Source organism: Micromonospora sp. NPDC048169 (assembly GCF_040652815.1).
Classification (GTDB): domain Bacteria; phylum Actinomycetota; class Actinomycetes; order Mycobacteriales; family Micromonosporaceae; genus Micromonospora.
This window is the reverse complement of sequence record NZ_JBEZMS010000015.1, coordinates 103068-121676: the sequence shown is the minus strand read 5'-3', so window position 1 is coordinate 121676 and position 18609 is coordinate 103068. Positions and strand designations below refer to the sequence as shown.

The following is an 18609-nucleotide window of genomic DNA, read 5'->3' as shown; positions in this document are numbered from 1 at the left end:
GTCACGGTGCGATACACACGTGCCGTGACTGACGTGCTGGTATCCCGGGCCGAGGACTTCGACGACATCGCGGCGCTGCTGGCGCTGGCCTTCCACGGCGATCTCGACCCCGACGTGCAGGCGCTGGAACGCCCGATCTTCGAGCCGGACCGGTCGCTGCTGGTCCGTGACGGCGGCACGGCCGTGGCAAACGCCGCCGCGTTCAGCCGCGACCTCGCGGTCCCCGGCGCGGACGTGCCGGCCGCGCACGTGACGATGGTCGCGGTGGCGCCGACGCACCGGCGGCGCGGCCTGCTCACCACGCTGATGCGCCGCCAGCTGCGGGACGTCCGCGACGCCGGCCGGGAACCGATCGCGGTGCTCTGGGCCAGCGAGGGACGCATCTACCCCCGGTTCGGCTACGGGTCGGCAGCGCCGCGCTACGTGCTGTCCGCGGACACCACCGGGCTGCGCCTGCCCGCCCCGGCGTCCGCCGAGGGCACGCTGCGACTGGACCGTCCGGACGCGCACCGCGACGAGCTGGCCCGGCTGTACGAGCGGGTCCGCGCCGGGCGTCCCGGCTGGTCCCGGCGCGACGAGCGCTGGTGGTCGTACCTGCTGGCGGACCTCAAGGCGCACCGGGGCGGCGCCACCGAACGCCGGGTGCTGCTGCACGAGGGCGCCGACGGGTTCGACGGGTACGCGCTCTACCGGACGAAGGACAGCTCGACGGCCACCGGACCGCAGGCCGAGGTGCAGGTGAGCGAGGTGGTGGCGGCGACACCGGAGGCGTACACGGCGCTGTGGCGGCTGCTGCTCTCGGTCGACCTGACCCGCCGGCTGTCGTTCCCGATCGCGGCCCTGGACGAGCCGCTGCTGCGGCTGGTGGACGAGCCCCGCCAGCTCTCCCCGCACCTCGCCGACGCGCTCTGGGTACGCGTGGTGGACGTGCCGGCCGCGCTGGCCGCCCGGCGCTACGCCACCGACGTCGACGTGGTGATCGAGGTCGCCGACGAGCTGCTGAAGGAGAACACCGGCCGCTGGCGGCTGGTCGGCGGCCCCGACGGGGCGGAGTGCACGCCCACCACCGCACCGGCCGGGCTGGCGTGTGACGTACGCGCTCTCGGTGAGCTGTACCTCGGCGGCGCGAACCCGTACGCGCTGGCCGCCGCCGGTCTCGTCCGGGAGCTGATCCCGCACACGCTGACCGCGCTGACGCCCGCCTTCACCTGGCACCGCGCCCCCTCCCCCATGGAGGTCTTCTAGTCGTCCCCAGCGGCCCGCGCGCCCGCCCACCCGGCCCACCCCGGCCCGCGCGCCCGGCCCATCCCGGCGATCATGAAGTTAGCGGCGCGAAGCGTCCGTTTTATCCAGGCCAACTTCATGATCGTGCGGGCGGGTGCCCCGTCGACCTTGGAGTTGTGGCACCTCACATACCTCGCTTACGGGGCACTCCGGGCGCCACAACTCCATGATCGACGGAGGCTGGCTGGATCGGGTGTGTCGGGGAGCGTGTGTGGGCAGCGCGGGGTGCGAGCGGCGCGCGGGCGGGCTCGGGGGCGGTACGGTCGGGGGATGGGTGAGGCGGAGCGACGGCGACGACGGCTACGGCATCACGGCGACGCCGTCCCGCCGACGGAGACCGCTGGAACCGGTGCCGTCGGCACGGGTGCCGACGGCAGCACCGCCAGCACCGCACCCGTGCATGACGACGTGACGCCCCGGTCCCCGCGCGGCGGCCGGCCGGGTGAGCCGGAGCCCCGCGCGCGCCGCGCCGCGCCCGCCGAGGAGGGCGAGCGCGGGCTGCGCGGGCTGGTCGGCTCCGGCTCGTCGCAGGTGAGCGTGACGGCCGCGCTGCGAACACGGGACGCCGCCCGCCCCACCGACGACGACCTCGCCGAAGCCGAACGGCGGGTGGTGCTCATCCGCCGCAACTGGGTGCCGCGCGAGGACCTGCCCCGCAACGGGCGCTGAGCCCGCGGAGGCCGGTCAGGCGGCTCCGGCCCGGGCCCGGTGACCGGCTCACCGAGAAGGGTGTCCGGTCAGGCGGGCAGCTCGGGCAGGCGGCGGCTCTGCTCGTAGGCGGCCACCTGCTCGATGCGCCGGCTGTGCCGGGGGTTGCCGGAGAACGGCGTGGTCAGGAACGCCTCGACCAGCGCGGTCGCCTCGTCGAGCGTGTGCTGCCGGGCGCCGATCGCGACGACGTTGGCGTCGTTGTGCTCGCGGGCGAGCTGTGCGGTGTCGACGTTCCAGGCGAGCGCGGCCCGGACGCCCGCCACCTTGTTCGAGGCGATCTGCTCGCCGTTGCCGGAGCCGCCGATCACCACGCCGAGGCTGCCCGGGTCACCGACCACCCGGTCGCCGGTGTGCAGGCAGAACGCCGGGTAGTCGTCGTCCGGGTCGAAGACGTGGGGGCCCACGTCGACCACCTCGTAGCCCTGCTTGGCCAGGTGGTTGGCGAGGTGCACCTTCAACTCGAAACCGGCGTGGTCGGATCCCAGGTAGACGCGCATACCGCGCAGTCTGACAGGCCCGCCCCCGGGCCGGCGCGCGGGCGGCGACCCGGAGGCGGTTTCGTCACACGGTCAGTGCGGCAGCTCGGCCACGACCAGGCCGGCCCGCGCCTTCGGGGTGAACCAGGTGCTCTTTCGCGGCATCTTCTCCCGGGCCAGGTTCACCGCGACGAAGTCGTCGACGGTCACCGGCGCGACGAGCACCGCCAGCTCGGCCCGGCCGGCGTCGACCTCACCGACGAGCCAGCTCGCCGGGTAGTCGCCGCCCACATACGTGATCCGCTTGTCGCCCGGGTCGAGACCCAGGGCGTCGCGCAGCAGCAGGCGCTCGACGAGCGCGTGGTCGAGGTTCTCCAGCCGGCCGGCGCCGACGTGCGGCAGCGTCACCGCGTACCCCCGGCCGCCGAGGTAGAGGTGCACGACGCCGCCGGTGGCCGGCACGTCGACCGGCCCGGCCGCCGGGGTGACCTCCGCGCCCGCCGCGCGCAGCCGGTCGAGCAGCTCGTCCGGCGTGGTGGTCAGCTCGCTGACCAGCCGGTTGTAGGGCTGGATGGCGACCGACGCGGGCGTGGTGATCACCGAGAGGAAGCGCGGGAAACCACCGGTCTGCGCGGCCAGGCTGCGGTGGTTGCCGTCCGCGACCACCAGGTCCCCGCCGCCGGCGAGCGCGGTCAGCTCGTCCTGCGCCGCACCCGGGCCCAGCAGCCAGATCGCGTGCGTGCGACCGGACTGGTCGACGTCGGTCGCGGCGGGCGCGCCGGCCGCGTCGGTCGCCGCCGCGAGCGCGGCGTGCAGCTCGTCGCCCTTGCCGGTCTGCAGCAGGAGTACGGGCGAGAGCAGGTGACCGAGCGCCTCGGCCAGGGCGACGCGCTCGCGCACCTTGGCGATGAACACGTCCTCGTTGCGGATGACCAGGCCCGGCTCGTCGGCGCGGGTGGAGATCTGGTCGGTGTCGACCATGGCCCACAGCCCGTACGCGCTCTCCTCGCCCGGCGCGCTGATCCGGTAGAGCACCACCACCTGCTCGGCCGGCGTGTAGCTGCCGTCCGCCTTCGCCTCGGCCAGGCGCGCCACCGCGTCGGGCAGCGCGTCGAGGAACGACTTCCCGAGGCTGCCGGGCGCCCGGTGGGGCATCTCGATGCCCAGGGCGCTGTGCGGATTCGCCTCGACGATGGAGGTGATCTCCGCGTCGTCGGCGAACTCGTCGTAGTTCTGCGCGCCGGTGCCGCCAGTGGTGATCCAGGCCCGGGCGATCGGATGCACGACCGTCATGTCAGCTGACGCTACCCGGGCCCCGATCGCCGCCGCCGCCCGACTCACCCGCTTACCACCAGGTGAAAGGAAGGGCCCCCGGTTAACGCCTCCGGTAGAGGAAGGGCCCCTTCTTAACACCGGGAAGGGCGACTCAGGCGGTGGCGTTGCGGTGCCGGCCGGGAGCCGGACGGCGGGCCGGCGCGGCGGGGCGGGAGCCGGCGTTAAGGCGTACCGTCGTCGCACCCGCGGCGGCTGGGTGGGCGGCGGCGCCGGACCGCGACGGCGCGCGGGCGGGCCGGCCGGGCTCATCCGGCGGTGTCATCCGCGAGGTGGCCACCACCCGGGCCACGCCGACCACGATCGGCGGGGCCAGCAGGTCGGCCACCTCGGCCGGGCCGACCGGCCAGTCGCTCTCGGTCACCGACCAGTACGTCGCACCGGAGTCCTCGGTCGCCTGCTGCGGCGCGTCGTCGGACATGCGGCGGTGCTTGGCCATGGGAACGCCTCCAGGAACTGCCGTGCCGCGGCCCCGCGGGCCGTCGGCTGGGACACCCGGTGAAACGAGCCCCGCACCGGCCCGGTGACGGGCGGTGCGGGGCTCGGACGCGCCACGTCCCACGCTCAGTCGAAGATCGGGCCCTGCTCGCGGGTGCGCTTCAGCTCGTAGAAACCGGGGGTGGCGGAGACCAGCAGCACGCCGTCCCAGAGCCGGCCGGCCGCCTCGCCCTTCGGCGCCGGGGTGATCACCGGGCCGAAGAAGGCGACCTGACCGCCGTCCGGACCCGGCGCGTGGATCACCGGAGTGCCCACATCGGTGCCGACCGGCCGCATGCCCGCCTCGTGACTGGCCCGCAGCGCGTCGTCGTACTGCGTGGAATCGGCCGCGTCGGCGAGCGCCGGGTCCAGGCCGACGTCGGTGAGCGCGCCCACGATCATCTCCCGGCCCAGCTCCTCCTGGCGGAGGTGGATCCGGGTACCCATCGCGGTGTAGAGCTTCGCCAGCGCCTCGGCGCCGTGCGCCTGCTCGACGGCGATGCACACCCGCACCGGGCCCCAGCCCTTGACCATCAGGTCCTGGTACTCCTCCGGCAGTTCCCGGCCGTCGTTGAGCACGGACAGGCTCATCACGTGGAACCGGATGTCCACGTCCCGGACCTGCTCGACCTCCAGCAGCCAACGGGAGGTGATCCACGCCCACGGGCACAGCGGGTCGAACCACATGTCCGCGGTGACACGTTCGGTCACTGTGTCTTCCCTTCACGCCATCGTCGCGCCGGGGACCCGGCGCGGTCACCTTCGATCCTCACCCCGCACCGCATAGACCGGTACCGGAATGAGAGCGTGACCTCGACCACCGAGGGCGGTCCGTACATGGAAGACTCGGTTCGCAGCGGGCCGTCACGAGCGGCCGGGCGAGAACCGGCGCCGCGGGGCGCGGCGAGACGAGCGGGATGGAGACGAACAGTGCCGGGAGTGCGCAACCTGACCCAGGTCGAGGCTACCGAGCGGGCCCGCCTGCTCGAGGTGACCGGGTACGACATCAGCCTTGACCTGTCGACCGCGGTGCAGTCCACCGGTCGCACGTTCCGCTCGGTGACCGAGGTCCGGTTCCGCTGCGCCGAGCCGGGAGCGACCACCTTCATCGAGACCGCTGCCGAATCGGTGCGCTCGGCCACGCTCAACGGCGAGCCGGTCGACCTGTCCGGCTGGTCCGCCGAGAAGGGGCTCACCCTCAGCGGCCTGGCCGCCGAGAACGTACTGGTGGTCGACGCCGACTTCGGCTACTCAAACAGCGGGCAGGGCCTGCACCGCACCGTCGACCCGGTGGACGGCGAGACCTACCTCTACAGCCAGTTCGAGACCGCTGACGCGCAGAAGGTCTACGCCTGCTTCGACCAGCCCGACCTGAAGAGCGTCTACACCTGGCACGCCACCGTCCCGGAGCACTGGCGGGTCGTGTCGAACATGCCGGTGGCGCGCGAGGAGGCCGCCGGTGAGGGCCTGAAGACGGTGCACTTCACCGTGTCGGAGCGGATGAGCACCTACATCACCGCGCTCTGCGCCGGGCCGTACCACGAGGTACGCCGCACCCACGACGGCATCGACATGGGCTACTTCTGCCGGGCCAGCATGGCTCAGCACATGGACGCCGACGACCTGCACCTGATCACCACGCAGGGCTTCGACTTCTTCCAGGAGAAGTTCGGCGTGCGCTACCCGCTGCCCAAGTACGACCAGCTCTGGGTGCCGGACTTCAACGCCGGCGCGATGGAGAACTTCGGCTGCGTCACGCACGCCGAGTCGCACTACATCTTCCGCTCGCAGGTCACCGACTTCGAGTACGAGCAGCGCGCCAACACGATCCTGCACGAGCTGGCGCACATGTGGTTCGGTGACCTGGTCACCATGCGCTGGTGGAACGACCTGTGGCTGAACGAGTCGTTCGCCGAGTGGGCCAGCCACTGGTGCAACACGAACGCCACCCGGTTCAACGACGCGTGGACCACGTTCCTGTCGATCCGCAAGAACTGGGGTTACCGGCAGGACCAGCTCTCCTCCACCCACCCGGTCTACTGCGAGATGCCGGACCTGGAGGCCGTCGAGGTCAACTTCGACGGCATCACGTACGCCAAGGGCGCGAGCGTGCTCAAGCAGCTCGTCGCGTACGTGGGCGAGGAGCCGTTCCTGGCCGGCCTGCGCGCCTACTTCGGCAAGTACGCCTGGGGCAACGCCACCTTCGACGACCTGCTGTCCGAGTTGGAGGCGGCCTCCGGCCGGGAGCTGCGCAAGTTCGCCGCCCAGTGGCTGGAGACCGCGCAGGTGAACACGCTGCGCCCGGAGGTGACCATCGGCGCCGACGGCACGTACGAGCGGGTGGTGGTCCGGCAGGAGGCGCCGTCGGGCTACCCGACGCTGCGTACCCACCGCATCGGCGTCGGCCTGTACGACCTGACCGACGGCCGGCTGGTGCGCCGGGAGCTGATCGAGACGGACGTGACCGGCGAGTTGACCGAGCTGTCCGAGCTGCACGGCAAGCCCGCCGCGGACGTGCTGCTGCTCAACGACGAGGACCTCACCTACGCGAAGCTGCGGCTGGACGAGCGGTCCATGGCCACCGTGGTGCAGCACATCGCCGGCTTCGACTCGTCGCTGGCCCGGGCACTGTGCTGGACCGCCGCCTGGGACATGACCCGCGACGCCGAGCTGTCGGCCCGCGACTACGTGGCGCTGGTGCTGGCCGGGCTGACCGCCGAGACGGACATCAACCTCATCACCGCCACGCTGCGGCAGGCGACCACCGCGCTCACCTTCTACGCCGACCCGGCCTGGGCGCCGACCGGCTGGGCCGAGCTGGCCCGTACCGCGCGGGCCGGACTCGCGGCGGCCGAGCCGGGCAGCGGCTTCCAGCTCGCCTGGGCCCGCGCGTACGCCTCCTCGGCCCGCTCCGGTGAGGACCTGGCCACGCTGCGCGGCTGGCTGGACGGCAACGGGGTGCCGGAGGGGTTGACCGTCGACACGGAGCTGCGCTGGACGGTGCTCCAGTCGCTGGTCGCCAACGGCGCGGCGGGCGCCGCCGACGTGGACGCGGAGCTGGCCGCCGACCGTACCGCCAGTGGCGAGCGGGAGGCAGCGTACGCGCACGCGCTGGTGCCGACCGTGGAGAACAAGGCGGCGGTGTGGGCGCTGCTCACCGGCCCGGACGCGCTGCCCAACTGGCGCAACCGGGCGCTGCTGCAGGGCTTCACCCACCCGGCGCAGGTCGAGCTGACCGCGCCCTACCGGGAGCGGTACTTCGCCACGGTGGACCAGGTGTGGGCGCAGCGCGACAGCGAGCCGGCGCAGGAGTTCGTGCAGCTCGCCTACCCGGCGTACCTGGTCGACGAGGACACGGTCGCGGCCACCGACGCGTGGCTGGCCCAGGACGGGCAGCCGGCGTCGCTGCGGCGACTGGTGGCCGAGGGCCGCGACGGTGTGGTCCGCGCGCTGAAGGCCCGCGAGCGGGACGCGCGCACCGCCTGAGTGAGGCATGCCGGCCGGGGCCGGCGCGGGTGGCAGCCCGCGCCGGCCCCGGCGGGACCACGAGAAAGCCCGGCCCACGCGTACGCGGGCCGGGCTTCGTCGTGCGTGCGTGCGGGCGGATCAGCCCTTGCCGGCGTGGCTGGCGAGCTGGTCGAGGCCCTGGATGATGCCGCCGGCCAGGTCGCCGCCGCCGAAGGCGGCCACCATGGAGAGCGCGGCCAGCTTGGCGTACGTGTCCGGGATGCGCTTGCGCGCGTACTTGCCGGTGACGATCTCCAGCTGCCGCTGGTTGGGCGACACCGCGATCAGCACCGAGCGGTCCGGCTCGCCGAGCTGCCGGTGCAGCCGCTCGGCGTGTTCCCGGATCGGCTCGTCGAGGCCGCCGACGAACACCGAGAAGACCAGGCCGGTGCCCTGGTCGGCGAGGCGCAGCGCCTCGTCGATGCGGAGCAGCTGACGGGTCGAGAACGGTCCGTCCAGCACCGCGGGCGGGGTGCCCGTCCCCGTCGTGGGCCGCGCTTCACCAACGGTCACTTGCGCCTCCGGTTCCAGCGGCCGGTGCCTCCCGGCCGGCCTGCTCCTGCTTGCGGCTGGTCAACGCCGGCGCCTGCGCCCCGGCCGCGAGGGCCGTGCCGGCCGAGTCGGCCAGTTGCTCCGGACGGCTCAGGAACCAGACCGGAGTGAAGTCGAAGGGCCGGCCCGGCCGGTAGCGCTTGGCGCCGCCACCGTTGCCACGGCTGCCGGCGGCCGCCAGGGCGGCGATCAGCAGCACCGCGGCGACCGGGATGCCGACGAAGACCACCAACGTCTCGGTAACAGACAATCCCAACGCCCCCAGGCGGAAAGAGAGACCAGGAATGGCGGGTCGGTTGGCCGGTCAGGACCGGTCGCGCCCCACCTCACTTGTGATGTTCACGTTAGCGGAGTCGGCGGCCCGCCAGATTGCGGGGTGCTGATCCCATCCGTCACTCCAGTGCTCCAGCTGCGCGGCAGTGGCGAGCAGTGTCGCGTCGTCGCCGTAGCGACCGGTGAGCAGCACCCCCACCGGAAGCCCGTCGGCGGTCCGCCCGACCGGCAGGGAAACGGACGGATCGCCCGTGACGTTGAAGACCGCGCAGTACGGCGAGAAACGCCGCTGCCTGTCGAAGTCCTCTGCCGGTTCGAGGGCGGCGAACGCCCCCACCGGCGCCTGCGGGGCCGCGAGCGTCGGGCAGAGCAGCAGGTCGCAGCCGGCGGTACGGCGTACGCCACGGCGTACCTGCGCCTGGAGTTCGCCGAGCGCGGCGATCAGCCGGGCCGCGCCGAGCGCCTCGCCGCGTTCGCGCAGGAACCGGGTCAGCGGCAGCAGGTCGCCCTCCCGCCCGGCCGGGACGGGGGTGACAGCCAGCGCGTACCAGACGGTCTCGAACAGCGGCCACGCCTCGGGGCCGAGCGGCGCGGGGACGTCGACCACCTCGTGGCCGGCGTCGGCGAGCAGCCCGGCGGTCCGGTCGACGGCGGCTGCGCAGTCCGGGTGGACCGGTTCGGCGGCGAGCATCGGCGTGGTGAAGCGGCCGACGCGCAGCCGGCCGGGGCCGGCGGAGCGGGCGGCGCGGGTGACGCCGAGGTACCCGCCGGCGGGCGCGACCGGCGGCAGGTACGGCTCGCCGGGCACCGGCCGCGCGAGCACGTCGAGCAGCGCGGCCACGTCGGCGACGGTACGGCCGATCGGCCCGTTCACCGGCAGCCCGAAGCCGCCGAAGCCGAGCGGTCCGCCGGAGACCATGCCCCGGCTCGGTTTGTAGCCGACCAGTCCGCAGAGCGCGGCCGGGATGCGCAGCGAGCCCCCGCCGTCGGAGCCCTGCGCCACCGGGACCAGCCCGGCGGCGACAGCTGCCGCCGCGCCGCCGCTGGATCCGCCGGCCGTGTACGCGAGGTCCCACGGGTTGCGGGCCGGTGGCGCCACCAATCCCTCGGAGTAGAGCGAGCAGCCGAGTTCGGAGGTGGTGGTCTTGCCGAGGCTGACCAGGCCGGCGTCGGCCAGGAGGCGGACCACGTCGGCGTCGACGGGTGGGACGAAGTCGGCGAAGGCGGCCGAGCCGAAGGTGGTGCGTACCCCGGCGGTGAGCGTCAGGTCCTTGATCGCGGTCGGCACCCCGTGCAGGGGGCCGCGTTCCTCCGCCGCCACCGCGTCGGCGGCGCGGGCGGCGGTCCGGGCCCGCTCGGCGGTGACGGTGACGAACGCGCCGACAGTGTCGCCGAGCGCCTCGACCCGGCGCAGGTGGTGCTCGACCAGTTCCAGGCTGGACAGCTCGCCCCGGCGGATCGCGGCGGCCTGTTCCAGCGCGGTCAGGTCGTGCGGCTCGGCCATGCCGCCCATCCTGCCGGTCCGGCGGCCGGACGACCGGGCGACACGTCCGACCGGCGGTGGCCGGTCCGTATCCGGGTGATCCGACCGGCGGTGGCCGGTCCATATCCGGGTGATCCGACCGGCGGTGGCCGGTCCATATCCGGGTGACATGACCGGTTCGGGATGGTCCGCCGGGCGGGTGGGGCGCGCAGGATGTGCAAATCGACGTAACTCGATTGAAGGCTGCCCCGACCACCCCGAGGAGCACCCCGTGCACCACGCACCCGGCACACCGGCCCGCCCGTCCCGGCTCCCGCGCGCCCTGCGCCCCCTGCTCGCCCTCGCCCTGACCGCCGCCGGCCTCGCCGCCCTGCCGGTGGCACCGGCAGGAGCCGGCGACGGCGGGCCGGCCGCGGCGCTCGCCGCGAACCCCTACGAGCGCGGTCCCGCGCCCACCACCGCGTCGATCGAGGCCACCCGCGGCCCGTTCGCGATCGCCCAGACCACCGTCTCCGCGTCGAGCGTCAGCGGCTTCCGCGGCGGCACCATCTACTACCCGACAAGCACCGCCGAGGGCACCTTCGGCGCGGTCGCCGTCTCCCCCGGCTTCACCGCCAGCCAGTCGGCGGTGTCCTGGCTCGGGCCCCGGCTGGCCTCACAGGGCTTCGTGGTCATCACCATCGACACCCTCTCCGTCTACGACCAGCCGGCCAGCCGCGGCACCCAGCTTCTGGCCGCCCTGGACTACCTGACGAACACCAGCGCGGTGCGTACCCGGATCGACCGCAACCGGCTGGCGGTGATGGGGCACTCGATGGGCGGTGGCGGCAGCCTGTCGGCGGCGAACGCCCGGCCCGCGCTCCAGGCGGCGATCCCGCTGACCGGCTGGCACTCCACGAAGAACTGGTCGTCGGTACGCGTGCCGACGCTCGTCATCGGCGCGGAGAACGACACGGTGGCGCCGGTGTCGTCGCACTCGGAGCCGTTCTACACCAGCCTGCCGGCCACGCTGGACAAGGCGTACCTGGAGTTGAACGCGGCGAGCCACTCGGCGCCGACCTCGCCGAACGTGACTGTCGCGAAGTACAGCATCTCCTGGCTCAAGCGGTTCGTCGACGACGACACCCGCTACGAGCAGTTCCTCTGCCCGGCACCCCGGGGCACGGCCATCGAGGAGTACCGGGACACCTGCCCGCACTCCTGAGCAGCGCCGGGTGCGTCCGTCGACTCTAGGGCGACGACGGACGCACCCGCGCCGGTCTTCAGCGGCCGAGGAACCGCAGCGCGTTGCCGCCAAGCAGCGCGTCCCGCTGCGCGTCGGTGAGGAAGTCCGCCCGGTGCACCACCTGGCCGACCGGCCGCTCCCCCAGCGGGTACGGGTAGTCGCTGCCGAGCAGCACCCGCTCGGCGCCCATGGTGTCCACCAGCAGCCGCAGCGCGGCCGGTTCGAAGACCACCGAGTCGACGTGGAACCTGTCGACGTAGGAGCTGGGCGGTGCGCTCGACGCGCCGCGTACCAGGTCACCCCGGCGGTGCCAGGCGTTGTCGGCGCGGCCCAGCCAGAACGGGAAGCTGCCGCCGCCGTGCGCGAAGCAGATCCGCAGCGTCTCCGGCACCCGGTCGAACACGCCGCCGAGGATCAGTGCCAGCACCGACAGGTGCGTCTCGGCCGGCATCCCGGTCAGCCAGCGCGCCATCCACCGGTCCAGCCGGGGGCCGCCGGGCATGTCCCACGGGTGCACGAACACCGGCGCGCCCACCTCGGCGCAGTGGGTCAGGAACTGCACGATGCCCGCGTCGTCCAGGTCCCGGTCGCCGACGTGGTTACCGATCTCCACCCCGGCGTGCCCGGCCGCCAGGCAGCGGTCCAGCTCGGCGCAGGCCGCGTCCGCGTCCTGCAACGGCACCTGGCAGAACGGCACCAGCCGGTCGCCGCCGGCGGCGGTGACCTCCAGCGTGAGGTCGTTGAAGATCCGGGCCACCTTGACCGCCTGGTCGGCCGGGCGGTCGTAGCTGAAGAAGACCGGGGTGGGCGAGACGACCTGCACGTCCACGCCGTCGGCGTCCATGTCGGCGAGCCGGGTCGGCGCGTCCCAGCACTGCCCGCCGATCGGGCGGAACTCCGTCTCCCCCACCATGATCATGGCGGCGCGCTCGGAGTCCACCCGCAACCAGGGCCACCCGGACCCGCCGCACGCCGCGGCGAGGTCCGGCCACCCCTTCGGTACGACGTGCGTGTGCACGTCCACGACCGGCACGCGTCAGCCCTTGCCCGGGTGCAGCGCGCCGCAGTTGTCGCAGGTGCGGGCCTTCTCGTCGGCGTAGAACGCGGCGAAGACCGGGGGCAGGTCGGCGGCGATGTCGCGGACCTGCAACTCCACCTCGTGCACCTTGTGGTGGCACTCGCCGCAGTACCACTGGAACTTCTCCAGCGTGCCCTCCTCGCGGACCCGCTCGATCACCATGCCGATCGAGCCGGCCTCGGGGCGCTGCGGCGAGTGCGGGGTGTTGCGCGGCAGCATCCACATCTGCCCCTCGCGCACGTGCACCGTACGCGGGCCCTCGGGCAGCATCAGGTTGATGTGCATGTTGCCCTTGACCTGGTAGAAGAACTCCTCGTACGGGTCGACGTGGAAGTCCGTGCGCTGGTTCGGGCCGCCGACCACCATGACGATGAAGTCGTCGCTGCCGGGCAGCATCTCCTTGTTGCCCACCGGGGGCTTGAGCAGGTGCTGGTTCTCGCCGATCCAGCCGGAGAAGCTGAACGGCTCGGCGATCTCACTCATGGGAACCTCCCGACGGAAGTAGGGCGACTGCCTGCATCTCGATCAGCAGATGCGGATGCGGAAGCTGGTGCACGGCGACTGTGGTCCGGGTCGGGCCGGTGGCGTCGAAGAACTCCGCCCACACCTCGTTGTAGCCGCCGAAGTCGTTCATGTTGACCAGGTAGCTGGTGACCTGCACCAGGTCGCTCAGGTCGGCGCCGACCGAGCGGAGCAGGTCACGGATGTTCTCCACCACGGCCCGGGTCTGCTCCCGGATGTCCAGGTCGGTGGTGCCGAACTCGTCCACCGACACCCCGGCGAACGTGTTGTCCGGCCGGCGCGACGACGTGCCGGACACGTAGACGAACCCACCGGCCACCTTGACGTGCGGGAACGCGCCCCGCGGCACGGCCTTCCCGGCCACCACCCGGGCCGTCGCCGGGCCGCTTTCCGTTCCCGACTGCGGGGCTCGCAAACCCGGCTCACTCCTCGCGCTCACGAGAGTGCCTTCAGGGAGGCGGACCCGAGCTTCTCCACAGTGGCGCGGACGTGCGCGCCGGGGCGCAGCGGCACCGCGGCGGTGGCCGCGCCGGCCAGGAACACCCAGCCCTTGCGCAGCCGGACGCCGTGCCGGCCGGCCAGCCGCAGCCCCTCGTCCAACGCGCGACGCGGGTCGCCGAGGATGGCGGCGGTCGAGCCGACCTGTGCCACCCGTCCGTCGATCTCCAGCAGCACGCCGAGGTTGTCCAGCCCGTCCGGCACCGGCGACCACGGCCCGACCACGAACGCGGCGGCCGAGGTGTTGTCGGCGACCACGTCCGGCAGCGAGAAGGTGAAGTTCGCGTACCGGGAGTCGATCAGCTCGATCGCCGGGGCGACGGCGCGCACGGCCCGGGTGAACGAGCCGACCGGTTCGCCCGGGTCGGGCAGCCGGTCCAGCAGGAACGCCACCTCCGGCTCGACCCGGGGATGGATGAAGTCGCCGACGTCGACGCTGCCGCCGTCCGGCACCCGCATCACGTCGGTCAGCCGGCCCCAGATCACCTCGTCCACACCGACCTGGGCCATCTTGGCCTTGCTGGTCAGCCCCATCTTGAGCCCGACCAGCCGCTCACCCCGGTCGAGGCGGCGCTTCACCAGCGCGGTCTGCACCGCGTACGCGGCGTCGACGTCGAGGCCGGTCTCGGCGGCGAGCTGCGGGATCGCGGTGGCGTCGTCAGCCGCCGCGCCCAGCTTCTCCGCGATGCCTGCGATGTCCGGCCCGATCATGGGTTCTCCTTGCTCGCCAGGTCCAGTGCCACGTCCACGATCATGTCCTCCTGGCCGCCGACCATCCGGCGACGGCCCAGCTCGACCAGGATCGAGCGGACGTCCACGCCGTACTTGGCCGAGGCCCGTTCGGCGTGGCGCAGGAAGCTTGAGTAGACGCCCGCGTACCCCAGGGAGAGCGTCTCCCGGTCGACCTGGACCGGCCGGTCCTGCAACGGGCGGACCAGGTCGTCGGCGGCGTCCATCAGCGCGAACACGTCGCAGCCGTGCTTCCAGCCGTGCAGCTCGGCGACCGCGACGAAGACCTCCAGCGGCGCGTTGCCCGCGCCCGCGCCCATGCCGGCGAGCGACGCGTCCACCCGGACGGTCCGCCCGGACGGCGAACCGAGCGGGCCGTCGCCGAGGATCCGGCCGTGCTCGACCGCCAGCACGCTGTTCGCCACACCCAGGGACAGGTTGTGGTGCGCGTGGATGCCGATCTGCGTCTGGGGTTCCAGCACCTGCCGGTACGCGTCGACGCGCTGCGCCACGTCCGACATCAGCAGCCGCCCGCCGGAGTCGGTGACGTAGACGCAGTGCGCGCCGTACGACTCCATGAGCTTCGCCTGCGCGGCCAGCCCGGCCGGGTCGTTGAGGTGCGACATCATCAGGAACCCGGAGACGTCCATGTCGTTCTCCCGGGCCCAGGCGATGTGCTGGGCCGAGATGTCCGCCTCGGTGCAGTGCGTGGCGATCCGTACGCTGGTCACGCCGAGCGCCTTCGCCGCCTTCAGGTCGGCGATGGTGCCGATGCCCGGCAGCAGCAGCGTGGTGAGCCGCGCGGTGGTGAGCACCTCGGCGGCGGCGGCGATCCAGTCCGCGTCGGCGGCGGCGCCGTGCCCGTAGTTGACGCTGGAACCGGCCAGGCCGTCGCCGTGGGCCACCTCGACCGCCGCCACGCCGGCCGCGTCGAGCGCGGCGGCGATGGTACGCACCTGGTCGACCGTGTAGCGGTGGCCGATGGCGTGCATGCCGTCGCGCAGCGTCACGTCCTGGATGTAGAGGTCGGTCATCGCGCACTCACCTCCGTCGCGCGCAGCGCCACCAGCCGCTCCGCGGTACGCAGCGCTGCCGACGTCATGATGTCCAGGTTCCCGGCGTACGCGGGCAGGTAGTGCCCGGCGCCGGAGACCTCCAGGAACACCGACACCTGGAGGCCGGTGAAGTGCCGGCCGAGCACCGGCGCGTACGTGTCGACCCGGTCGAACTGCACGTCCTGCTTGAGCCGGTAGCCGGGCACGTACTCCTGCACGGCCTTCACCATGTCGGCCACCGAGGCGGCGATCGCGCCCCGGTCGGCGTCGGCGTCCGGGCACAGGCAGTAGACCGTGTCGCGCATGAGCAGCGGCGGGTCGGCCGGGTTCAGCACGATGATGGCCTTGCCGCGCTCGGCGCCGCCGACCACCTCGATGGCGCGGGCGGTGGTCTCGGTGAACTCGTCGATGTTGGCCCGGGTGCCCGGACCGGCCGACTTCGAGGCGATCGAGGCGACGATCTCGCCGTACGCGACAGGGGTGACCCGGCCGACCGCGTGCACGATCGGCACCGTCGCCTGCCCGCCGCAGGTCACCATGTTGACGTTCGGCTCGCCCAGGTGCTCGTCGAGGTTCACCGGCGGCACCACGTACGGGCCGATCGCGGCCGGGGTCAGGTCGACCACCGTGCGGCCGTGTGCCCGCAGCACCTCGTCGTGCCGCTTGTGCGCGCCGGCCGAGGTGGCGTCGAAGACCAGCTGGACGTCGGCGAACTCGGGCAGCGCGACGAGGCCGTCGACGCCCTCGGCGGTGGTGGTCACGCCGAGCCGGCGGGCCCGGGCCAGACCGTCCGAGGCCGGGTCGATGCCGGCCATCGCCACCATGCGCAGGCTCTCACTGAGCCGCAGCACCTTGATCATCAGGTCGGTGCCGATGTTGCCCGACCCGAGCACCGCCACTCCGACGCTCATGCCGGCCCTCCGCTGCGCTGCGTGCCGCCATGAGGCTCGACGGCCCTGTATCGATGATTCGCTCGCTGGCGCTCGCTCATGAGCTGGTCTCCTTCGAGAAACAGGTACGCACCGAACCGAGCCCGGAGATGCGCGCCTCGTACGCGGCGCCGGGCGTGACCGGCACCATCGGGCCGAGCGCGCCGGAGAGCACCACGTCACCGGCCTTGAGCGGGTCGCCCGCCCGGGCCATGGTCGCGGCCAGCCACTGCAACGCGTGCAGCGGATTGCCCAGGCAGGCCGCGCCCGCGCCGACCGAGACCGGCTCACCGGCGTGCTCCAGCACCATGCCGCACAGCCGCAGGTCCACATCGGCGAGCCGCCGGGGCGCGGTGCCGAGCACGAACAGCCCGCTGGAGGCGTTGTCCGCCACCGTGTCCACGATGGAGATGTCCCAGTCGGCGATCCGCGAGTCGACGATCTCGATGGCCGGCAGCACGTGGTCCACCGACCGGATCAGGTCGACAGTGGTGACCCGCTCGTCCGGCAGGTCCGCGCCGAGCACGAAGGCGATCTCCGCCTCCACCCGTGGCTGGAGCAGCCGCCCGATCGGCACCTCGACGCCGTCACCGACGGCCATGTCGTCGAAGAGCACCCCGAAGTCGGGCTGGAAGACGCCGAAGCTCTCCTGCACGGTCCGCGACGTCAGGCCGATCTTCGCGCCGACGCGGCGGTGCCCCTTGCCCAGCCGCTGCCGGGTGTAGACCTGCTGCACCTGGTACGCGGCCTCGATGTCGCCCTCGGGCAGCAGCCGGCCGCGCAGCGGCGGGCAGGGCTTCCCCTCCTGCCGGGCCACTGCGAGTTCCCGGTTGGCGGCCTCGATGTCCACGGTCATGGCGGCTCCTCGCTTACGTCGCTGCGGATTCCGGCCATTCTGCCCACCACGCGCGCCCGCGCCAGTCCGCGCGCTCATGCTGGGCCACCCTTCGTTCGCGACTGCGGGGCTCGCAACACCGGCTCACTCCTCGCGCTCACGTCAAATCCACGCAGACATTCGTCAGTTCGGAGTAGAAGTCGAGCGAGTGCACGCCGCCCTCGCGGCCGACACCCGACGCCTTCATCCCGCCGAACGGGGTGCGCAGGTCGCGCAGGAACCAGGTGTTCACCCAGACGATGCCGGCGTCGAGCCGGGCACCGGCCCGGTGCGCCCGGCCCACGTCCCGCGTCCACACCGTCGCCGCCAGGCCGTACGCGGTGCCGTTTGCGAGCGCGAACGCCTCGTCCTCGTCGTCGAACGGCGCGACGTGCACCACCGGGCCGAAGATCTCCTCCTGGTTGGTGCGGGCGTCCGGGCCGAGCCCGGTGAGCACCGTCGGCTGCACGTACGCCCCGCCGTCGCGGGCGTCGCCGAAGCGCGGCACGCCGCCCCCGGCGCGCACCTCGGCGCCCTCCGTACGGGCCAGCGCGTAGTGGCCGAGCACCTTGTCCCGGTGACCGTGCGAGATGAGCGGCATGTTCGCCGTCGCCTCGTCGTCCGGCCAGCCGTACGCCAGCTCGTCGGCGCGCTTGGACAGGCGGGCGGTGAACTCCTCGAACACCGGCCGCTGCACGTAGACGCGCTCGGTGCACAGGCACACCTGGCCGCCGTTCGTGAAACTGGACCGCACCGAACCGGCGACCGCCGCGTCCAGATCGGCGTCGGCGAAGACCAGGCCGGCGTTCTTGCCGCCCAGCTCGAAGCTGACCGCCTTCACCCCGTCGGCGGCGGCGCGCATGATCGCGCTGCCGGTCGCCGACTCGCCGGTGAACGTGATCGCGTCCACGCCCGGGTGCCGGGTCAGGTGCTCACCGGCCGAGCCGGGTCCGAAACCGTGCACCAGGTTGAACACGCCCTCCGGCACGCCCGCCGCGGCCATCACCTCGGCCAGCAGCGTGGCCGAGGCGGGGGTCTCCTCGCTGGGCTTGACCACCACGGCGTTGCCGCAGGCCAGGGCCGGGGCGACCTTCCAGGTGAGCAGCAGCAGCGGCAGGTTCCACGGCACGATGACCGCCACCACGCCGACCGGCTTACGGACCGCGTAGTTGAGCGCCCGCCCACCGGTCGGTGTGACGGTCGTGAACGACTCGGTGGGCGCGGTCGCCACGATCTCCGCGAACGCCCGGAAGTTGGCAGCTCCGCGCGGGATGTCGAGCGTACGGGCCTGCGAGATGGACTTGCCGGTGTCCGCCACCTCGGCGGCGACCAGGTCGTCGAAGCGCCGTTCCAGCTCGTCGGCGACCCGGCGGAGCACCTCCGCGCGTTCCCGCTCGCCCATCCGGCCCCACGGGCCGCGCAGCGCCGCCCGTGCCGCGGCGACCGCGTCGTCCACAGTCGACTGCGACGCCTCGACCACCTCGAACACCGGCTCGCCGGTGACCGGGCTGCGCTTGGTGAACCGGGAGCCGGCGTCGACGAACTCGCCGCCGACGAAGTTGCGCAGCAGGCCGGGGCCGTCCGGCGCGTGCCCGGTCATCAGC

19 protein-coding genes are annotated in these 18609 nt (G+C 73.1%); 4 read left to right on the top strand and 15 right to left on the bottom strand.

The window, feature by feature from the left end:
* The first annotated feature begins 24 nt into the window (after nucleotides 1–24).
* Nucleotides 25–1245, top strand: coding sequence for a GNAT family N-acetyltransferase (locus AB0D28_RS15975; protein WP_357386336.1), 1221 nt, complete (start codon nucleotides 25–27; stop codon nucleotides 1243–1245).
* 309 nt (nucleotides 1246–1554) lie between these two features.
* On the top strand, nucleotides 1555–1953 hold the full coding sequence (locus AB0D28_RS15970) for a hypothetical protein (RefSeq protein WP_357386334.1): 399 nt from the start codon (nucleotides 1555–1557) through the stop codon (nucleotides 1951–1953).
* A 68-nt stretch (nucleotides 1954–2021) separates the two neighbouring features.
* Here AB0D28_RS15970 and AB0D28_RS15965 read toward each other — a convergent pair whose 3' ends face one another.
* The 4 genes from AB0D28_RS15965 to AB0D28_RS15950 form a co-directional block, all read right to left on the bottom strand.
* Nucleotides 2022–2492 carry a ribose-5-phosphate isomerase gene (locus AB0D28_RS15965; RefSeq protein ID WP_013288048.1) on the bottom strand — a complete coding sequence of 157 codons (471 nt, stop codon included), beginning with the start codon at nucleotides 2490–2492 and terminating at the stop codon, nucleotides 2022–2024.
* Between the two features lie 72 nt (nucleotides 2493–2564).
* A complete protein-coding gene (locus tag AB0D28_RS15960) occupies nucleotides 2565–3764 on the bottom strand; it encodes a DUF1015 family protein (RefSeq protein WP_357386332.1) in 1200 nt (399 codons plus the stop codon).
* 133 nt (nucleotides 3765–3897) lie between these two features.
* Nucleotides 3898–4242 carry a hypothetical protein gene (locus AB0D28_RS15955; protein WP_357386330.1) on the bottom strand — a complete coding sequence of 115 codons (345 nt, stop codon included), beginning with the start codon at nucleotides 4240–4242 and terminating at the stop codon, nucleotides 3898–3900.
* Nucleotides 4243–4367: 125 nt separating this feature from the next.
* On the bottom strand, nucleotides 4368–4991 hold the full coding sequence (locus AB0D28_RS15950) for a disulfide bond formation protein DsbA (RefSeq protein ID WP_357386328.1): 624 nt from the start codon (nucleotides 4989–4991) through the stop codon (nucleotides 4368–4370).
* A gap of 228 nt (nucleotides 4992–5219) precedes the next feature.
* Here AB0D28_RS15950 and pepN point away from each other — a divergent pair, with 228 nt between their 5' ends.
* Nucleotides 5220–7766 carry an aminopeptidase N gene (pepN, locus tag AB0D28_RS15945; protein ID WP_357386326.1) on the top strand — a complete coding sequence of 849 codons (2547 nt, stop codon included), beginning with the start codon at nucleotides 5220–5222 and terminating at the stop codon, nucleotides 7764–7766.
* A 120-nt stretch (nucleotides 7767–7886) separates the two neighbouring features.
* Here the strand turns inward: pepN and AB0D28_RS15940 are convergent, their stop codons facing one another.
* The 3 genes from AB0D28_RS15940 to AB0D28_RS15930 all read right to left on the bottom strand — a co-directional run bounded on the left by AB0D28_RS15940 (nucleotide 7887) and on the right by AB0D28_RS15930 (nucleotide 10116).
* A complete protein-coding gene (locus tag AB0D28_RS15940; RefSeq protein ID WP_357386324.1) occupies nucleotides 7887–8300 on the bottom strand; it encodes a DUF5130 family protein in 414 nt (137 codons plus the stop codon).
* Nucleotides 8287–8571, bottom strand: coding sequence for a hypothetical protein (locus AB0D28_RS15935; protein WP_357386386.1), 285 nt, complete (start codon nucleotides 8569–8571; stop codon nucleotides 8287–8289). Before AB0D28_RS15935 ends, AB0D28_RS15940 begins: the two co-directional genes overlap by 14 nt.
* A 72-nt stretch (nucleotides 8572–8643) precedes the next feature.
* Nucleotides 8644–10116, bottom strand: coding sequence for an amidase (locus AB0D28_RS15930; protein ID WP_357386322.1), 1473 nt, complete (start codon nucleotides 10114–10116; stop codon nucleotides 8644–8646).
* Between the two features lie 250 nt (nucleotides 10117–10366).
* On the opposite strand from AB0D28_RS15930, the gene AB0D28_RS15925 reads away from it, so the two are divergent.
* Nucleotides 10367–11299, top strand: a complete 933-nt coding sequence (locus AB0D28_RS15925) for an alpha/beta hydrolase (protein ID WP_357386320.1) — start codon at nucleotides 10367–10369, stop codon at nucleotides 11297–11299.
* 58 nt (nucleotides 11300–11357) lie between these two features.
* Here AB0D28_RS15925 and AB0D28_RS15920 read toward each other — a convergent pair whose 3' ends face one another.
* The 8 genes from AB0D28_RS15920 to AB0D28_RS15885 form a co-directional block, all read right to left on the bottom strand.
* Entirely contained in the window at nucleotides 11358–12353 is a 996-nt protein-coding gene (locus tag AB0D28_RS15920; protein WP_357386318.1) for an amidohydrolase family protein, read from the bottom strand.
* Nucleotides 12354–12356: 3 nt separating this feature from the next.
* On the bottom strand, nucleotides 12357–12881 hold the full coding sequence (locus AB0D28_RS15915) for a 3-hydroxyanthranilate 3,4-dioxygenase (RefSeq protein ID WP_013288058.1): 525 nt from the start codon (nucleotides 12879–12881) through the stop codon (nucleotides 12357–12359).
* On the bottom strand, nucleotides 12874–13335 hold the full coding sequence (locus AB0D28_RS15910; RefSeq protein ID WP_357386315.1) for a RidA family protein: 462 nt from the start codon (nucleotides 13333–13335) through the stop codon (nucleotides 12874–12876). Before AB0D28_RS15910 ends, AB0D28_RS15915 begins: the two co-directional genes overlap by 8 nt.
* Nucleotides 13336–13355: 20 nt before the next feature.
* Nucleotides 13356–14129 (bottom strand): 4-oxalocrotonate decarboxylase, encoded by a 774-nt coding sequence (locus AB0D28_RS15905; RefSeq protein ID WP_357386313.1) that lies wholly within the window; start codon nucleotides 14127–14129, stop codon nucleotides 13356–13358.
* The gene (dmpG, locus tag AB0D28_RS15900; protein WP_357386311.1) at nucleotides 14126–15181 is read right to left on the bottom strand and encodes a 4-hydroxy-2-oxovalerate aldolase; all 1056 of its coding nucleotides are present in this window, start codon (nucleotides 15179–15181) and stop codon (nucleotides 14126–14128) included. Before dmpG ends, AB0D28_RS15905 begins: the two co-directional genes overlap by 4 nt.
* Nucleotides 15178–16113, bottom strand: a complete 936-nt coding sequence (locus tag AB0D28_RS15895) for an acetaldehyde dehydrogenase (acetylating) (protein WP_354870887.1) — start codon at nucleotides 16111–16113, stop codon at nucleotides 15178–15180. Before AB0D28_RS15895 ends, dmpG begins: the two co-directional genes overlap by 4 nt.
* A 76-nt stretch (nucleotides 16114–16189) precedes the next feature.
* Nucleotides 16190–16987 (bottom strand): fumarylacetoacetate hydrolase family protein, encoded by a 798-nt coding sequence (locus tag AB0D28_RS15890; RefSeq protein WP_357386309.1) that lies wholly within the window; start codon nucleotides 16985–16987, stop codon nucleotides 16190–16192.
* A 136-nt stretch (nucleotides 16988–17123) separates the two neighbouring features.
* Nucleotides 17124–18605 carry a 2-hydroxymuconic semialdehyde dehydrogenase gene (locus AB0D28_RS15885; RefSeq protein ID WP_357386384.1) on the bottom strand — a complete coding sequence of 494 codons (1482 nt, stop codon included), beginning with the start codon at nucleotides 18603–18605 and terminating at the stop codon, nucleotides 17124–17126.
* Between the last annotated feature and the right edge of the window lie 4 nt (nucleotides 18606–18609).